This is a genomic window from Mixta sp. (assembly GCF_024610815.1).
Taxonomy (GTDB): domain Bacteria; phylum Pseudomonadota; class Gammaproteobacteria; order Enterobacterales; family Enterobacteriaceae; genus Mixta; species Mixta calida.
The window spans coordinates 1-5,178 of the sequence record NZ_JANION010000003.1 but is presented as its reverse complement, the minus strand read 5'-3'; the positions used below and the strand labels follow the sequence as shown (position 1 = coordinate 5,178).

Sequence of the window (5,178 nt, the reverse complement as noted above, 5' to 3'; positions counted from 1 at the left end):
GCATAGCTTGTCATCGTATCTCCCTCTTTCCATATAGCCGTCGCCAAACAGCCAGAAGGTGATGTCATAACCTCCATCGGGAATAGTCTGAGGAATGCCGTAGCGGCGCTTAAGCATATCTTTATTTTCCTGCCACCAGGCTATCTTTCCTCGTGTGGTAAGAGGAAAGTGGTCTACCAGCACATCGCTATAGCCGCCGCCTCTGTGATGAACAGCTACGATAGTGACCGGACGCAGAGATAACCAAATAAAACCGGTTACCAGGGTAATGGCGATAATGAATATTGCCCCAATCAGTTTCTTATTTTTTCGCGTCATTTCGCTTCTCCGCTCATGTCTGCCGTGGCTTCCATATGGGTAATAAAAGGTTTAAAGCCAAAGCAATGATTAAACTGGTATATCATTAGCCGGACAATCTCTTTGCTATTTCACCGTTCTCTTTCAAATAGTAATAACCGTCGCTGGTGGTAAAATAGAGACCGCTGTTTTTACTGTATCTGACCGTAAAGGCTTTATCTTTTTCTATACAGTTTTTTTGCGTTTTCATATCCATAAAGCACAGTCTGTCATTGTATCTTCCTCTTTCCTTATAGCCGTCACCGAAGTACCAAAAGGTGATGGTAAAATCCTGTGCAAATGCCGGTTGAGGAACGCCGTAGCGTTTTTTCAGCGTGTCACGGTTTTTCTGCCACCAGGCTATTTTTCCTTTGGTGGTAAGAGGAAAGCGGTTTACCAGCACATCGCTAAAGCCGCCGCCTCTGTGATGAACAGCTACGATAGTGACCGGACGCAGAGATAACCAAAGAAAACCGGTTACCAGGGTAATGGCGATAATGAATATTGCCCCAATCAGTTTCTTATTTTTTCCCGTCATTTCGCTTCTCCGCTGATGTCTACCGTGGCTTCCATATGGGTAATAAAAGGTTTAAAGCCAAAGCGATGATATCGCTGTAGTACAAACCAGATGCGAAAGAAACGGAAAAGATTAAATTTCCCCTTTAGAATATCGTGTGCGTCCAGGCCAAAATGATCCTGAACTTTATAGTGTATTTTTGCACGGTAGCGATTATTTTCGATATGGAGGGACTGGATAGTGATATGCGTTGCCCAGGTATCATGCACGGTGATCCCCATGCCGTTGATATTATCCTGAAAACGATCAAATTTAGGGAGTTTCCCATTAAGTACAGCTTCTCTTAGTTTTATTTGGTTGGCTATGGGATAAATACCCTTTCCCCAGTCAATGTTCCTGCTAAGCGCTGTTTGTAACAGCATCCGGGTACTGTTTTCTTCAAAGTGGTCGTCAATAATCTGCATTCTCAACGCGCTATCCAGCGATAAACGCCTGAACGGTTCACCTTCACCGCGCTGCATATGGGTAATCATCTCTTCGATAAGGTGCTTATAAGGGCCATATATCGCAAAGCTTTGCGACAGGTGGCGCATCTCGTCAAACAGGATGCTGGCGCATTCCTGCTGCATGATTTTCCGGCCTTCGCCGCGCGCACCGTAAAACATCGAATGCGGCTGTCTGAAAGGGGTAATTTCCGTCAGCGTGTAAGGATCAACGCGGGTGGAGACATCAAGCAGATGATAATCGTTTTTTAGCTGTGATTCGGTCAGATCGCCGTAGCGCATGTCCTCCGCGCTGTAATCATCCATCCTGTCCTGCGTTTTAAAAATGGTACAGGGAAAGCGTAATGCGGTCATTGAGCACTCCTTGTGCTGCCTGTTTTATATCCGTCTGGTGATAATAAGCTGCGGCGAAAAAGGCGTAAATATCGAACGCCGTTACGGGAAAAGGTAAGCGCTGGGCGTTGCTGACATATCTGAAGTCGATCAGGCTGACCTGAACAAACTGGGCGCTGACGGTGTGGTAGTGGCAGGTCCGGCGTACAGGCTATCTTCGGCGCCATTTTGGTTAACCTGAAAACGGAAATGGATGGCGACGTTTGTAACGGTTAATCTGTCGTGAGTGAAAAAGGCCGTGTTCGGGTGAAAGCTGGTCAGTCAAAGCGTTGAGGCCCGAAAATTCGGGCCTCTGACGACGAGCAACCGGGCTGAAAGCCTGATTCCGTCGTTTTCCTTGCCAGCATCATGATGAATTCATATTCATTAAAATGCTTAGCTGGCTGGCATCATTTGTAAAGACGCCTTTTTTATCGCCGCCTGCTGCCGACAGCGGCTTATTTTTTCATCTGCTGCAGAATATTAACGCACTGGTTCTCTTCGTTATCGCTGGGGGAGATCAGCGCCAGCAGCGCCGCCGCTGGCGTCAGCACCGTGCCCAGCGCCACCGCCGCCGCGCCGCGCGCCAGCAGCGGCCCGGTTTTCACGCCCGCGTCCGGGTTTTTAAAGGTGCCGCGCACGTAGAGCGGCGAACGCAGGGTAACGATGCGTACCCCTTTGCTTTCCGGGTTGATCGAGAGATCCATTCGTTCGTTGGCGAAGTTAACGTTGCCGGAGAGGTTGACCACGGCGTTAGTGGTATCGAAAACAAACAGCCGCGAAGTCGCCAGCCCGTTGCGCACGTCCAGATTGGCGGCCGCGCAGTTGATGCGCACCTCATCGTCGCCGAACAGTTTGCCGACCACATAGTTGCCGACGTTCAGCCCGATAATCTCCATCAGGCTACGGCTGATTACGCCGTCGTTCATCAGCAGCTTCACATCGCCGTTGCTGGTCGCCAGCAGATCCGCCACCGAATTGCCGCTGCCGCTCAGCGTCGCGTCGCCGTTCAGCTGGCCGAGGCTGTTCTGCATCGCCTCCACACCGGGGAAAAGCTGGCGCAGGTGCAGCTTACGGGCGTGAAGGTCGGCGCGGCCGCGCATCGGCGTCCGACTGCCCTCAAGGCGCACGGTGGAGTTCAGCGTGCCGCCCGCCACGCCGAAACGCAGCGGGTCCAGCAGCAGGTCGCCGTTTTTTAGCTCCAGATGGGTATAGAGATCGCTGAGCGGCAGCGAGTCGCTGTGTTCGATGCGCTTGCCGCTGAATTTCACGTCGGCGTCCATCACATCCCAGTTTTTGGTATCGAAGCGGTCATGCGGCAGTACGCGGTCAGCGGGCTGGCCGCTTTTCTTGCCGCGCTGCGCTTCCGCCTTCGCGGTTTTCTCGTGGCCGCTGCCGCTGTCGACGCCAATCAGCGGGCCGAGATCCGCCATGCGCAGCTGGCGCGACACCACTTCGCCGCTCAGCTTCGGACGCGGTTTACCCTGGGTGTAGGTGAGCGTGCCGTGAATATCACTGTCGCCGATATGGCCGTTGAAGTTTTCATAGTGATAAACGGCGCCGCCCTTCTCACGGAATTTCACTTTCAGATGGCCGTCGGTTTCATACGGCGGCGTATCCGGCAGCAGCACGCCGGTGAGATCGTAGAGGTTCGCCAGCGTATCGCCGGAGAAGCGCACGCGCAGATCGAGCCCGCCCAGATTCATCGGGTCTTGCAGGCTGCCGGTGATATTGACGCGCGTGGTGCCGTTGCGCACTTCGGCCTGCACCGGGAACGGCGTGGTTTTGCTGCGCAGCGAGAGCATGCCGCCGAGCTTACCGCTGCCGTCCAGACGCTGATCGTTATAAGTGCCGCTGGCGCGCCAGCCGAAAACGAAATCGGCCGCGCCCTTCTGCTTATCGTCGCCGCCCGCCACCTGGCCGTAAGGCACCGGTTTGCCCAGCGGATCGATTTCCATTTTCACATTGGCTTTATTCACTGCGTCGCGGTAAGCGAGATGCACACGGTCAAACAGAATGTTATCAAGACGGAATGACCAGGCGGAGGGCTGCTGCTGCTGATTCTCCGGCTGGTCGCTATTAGCGAGGTTAAACGTCCAGTTGTTCTTCTTATCCGCCGTCTGGATCAGACGAGCGTCGGGCTGTTGCAGTTTGATCCAGGGAATAAAAATCTCTTTATGCAGCAGCGCCAGCGGGGAAAGGGTGGCATCGGCGCGTTGCAGCTGCACCATCGTTACTTCAGGAATATCGGGCGGGTTGCCCAGTACAATATCCTCAGCATGGATCTGCGGCCAGGGCACCCAGCGGCGCCAGCCCGGCTCCTCCCGATTGCGCACCCAGTTCACGCCGAGATCGCCGCGAATGGCGAACGGACGGTTCAGCTCCGTCGAGACTTTCTGGTTGATGGTTGGCTTCAGACGATTCCAGTCGAAGGTTGCGATTACGACGACAATTACCACAACCAGCAAACAAAAAATCCCGATAACCCAGCTGGTGATCTTTCCTGCGCGTGACATCTCCGTCTCCTTACCTGTTATCTATTTGGTAAAGATAGTAGAGCGCGACGAAAACGGCATCAGGGAAGCTGGAGAGGCAATTCCGGCAGCTGGCTGAAAGGTACGGGACGCGAAAAAAAGTAGCCCTGCGCGGCAAAAGCGGGCGACTGACGCACCTGCTCCCACTCTTCGGCGGTTTCCACGCCTTCGACAATCACCCCTTTGCAGTAGCGACCAATCAGTGCCAGCAGCATGGCGAACATATTACGTCCTTCATCGCTGTTGCGCAGCAGGACAAACAGTTCGCGCGCCAGCTTAATGTAGTCGTAGCTCAGCTCGGTCAGCGCGGAGAAATTCGCCATGCCTGAGCCGAAATCATCCAGCCAGAGCGCGCCCAGCTCTGGTATCCGCGCCACAATCTCTTCCTGCGGCAGCACATGATGTTCGACCAGTTCGAAGCGCACCCAGGGCAGGCGGCCAATCAGCGCGCGCAGCGGCCCATGATGCTGGATAGCCAGCAGGGTCGGCCCGTCGATATTGACGGAGGCGACGCGATCCGAGCCGACAAAAAAGCGTTCCCAGCCGCGCAGCATCTCCAGCTGTTCCTGAATAATATGCAAACGCTGATTAACGCTCAGCGCGGCGAAATAGCGTTCCGGCGAAATCCTCTGCTGCGGCGCGGAAGGATGCGACACGGCGGTCAGCAGCTCAATTGCCATCAGGCGACCCGTAACCTGATAAATCGGTTGAAAGGTATAAGAACGCTGGCATGACAGCCAGTACTGCTGCTGTTCCTGATGCTGTTGCGCGACAATTGAGGAAGGAAGCTGGTAACTGATTTTCTTCATCCTCATGGTTTTTATCCTGAATGGCGGGCCGTGATCCTCAGCCAGACGCAGCGTGATGGAGAACGCATTTTTACAGGTTACGCCACGTCGAGGCGATCCACTTTATC

The 5,178-nt window shown here is 54.0% G+C and carries 5 protein-coding genes and 1 pseudogene; 1 reads left to right on the top strand and 5 read right to left on the bottom strand.

Annotated features, from left to right (window positions below; translation table 11 throughout):
- From MYY08_RS00055 to MYY08_RS00045, 3 genes are all read right to left on the bottom strand, one after another.
- The coding region (locus MYY08_RS00055; RefSeq protein ID WP_288012415.1) for a DUF943 family protein at positions 1–318 on the bottom strand (318 nt) is incomplete at its 3' end.
- An 85-nt stretch (positions 319–403) separates the two neighbouring features.
- Entirely contained in the window at positions 404–874 is a 471-nt protein-coding gene (locus tag MYY08_RS00050; RefSeq protein WP_288012413.1) for a DUF943 family protein, read from the bottom strand.
- A complete protein-coding gene (locus MYY08_RS00045; RefSeq protein WP_288012411.1) occupies positions 871–1,710 on the bottom strand; it encodes a YPO3983 family protein in 840 nt (279 codons plus the stop codon). The genes MYY08_RS00050 and MYY08_RS00045 overlap by 4 nt, the downstream gene beginning before the upstream one ends.
- Before the next feature lie 100 nt (positions 1,711–1,810).
- Here MYY08_RS00045 and MYY08_RS00040 point away from each other — a divergent pair.
- Positions 1,811–1,965 (top strand): annotated as a pseudogene (locus MYY08_RS00040) (PTS glucose transporter subunit IIBC); the annotation flags it as partial.
- Positions 1,966–2,186: 221 nt separating this feature from the next.
- Here MYY08_RS00040 and MYY08_RS00035 read toward each other — a convergent pair.
- Both MYY08_RS00035 and pdeH read right to left on the bottom strand, forming a co-directional pair.
- Positions 2,187–4,244: an AsmA family protein gene (locus MYY08_RS00035; RefSeq protein ID WP_038629479.1), complete on the bottom strand. Its 2,058-nt coding sequence runs from the start codon at positions 4,242–4,244 to the stop codon at positions 2,187–2,189.
- A 59-nt stretch (positions 4,245–4,303) separates the two neighbouring features.
- A complete protein-coding gene (gene pdeH, locus MYY08_RS00030) occupies positions 4,304–5,077 on the bottom strand; it encodes a cyclic-guanylate-specific phosphodiesterase (protein WP_038629477.1) in 774 nt (257 codons plus the stop codon).
- Between the last annotated feature and the right edge of the window lie 101 nt (positions 5,078–5,178).

What these genes read in the sequence shown, in the direction of transcription:
- MYY08_RS00045 (WP_288012411.1), bottom strand. Translation starts at nt 1,710, where the DNA reads ATGACCGCATTACGCTTTCCCTGTACCATTTTTAAAACGCAGGACAGG.
- MYY08_RS00035 (WP_038629479.1), bottom strand. Translation starts at nt 4,244, where the DNA reads ATGTCACGCGCAGGAAAGATCACCAGCTGGGTTATCGGGATTTTTTGT.
- MYY08_RS00050 (WP_288012413.1), bottom strand. Translation starts at nt 874, where the DNA reads ATGACGGGAAAAAATAAGAAACTGATTGGGGCAATATTCATTATCGCC.
- pdeH (WP_038629477.1), bottom strand. Translation starts at nt 5,077, where the DNA reads ATGAGGATGAAGAAAATCAGTTACCAGCTTCCTTCCTCAATTGTCGCG.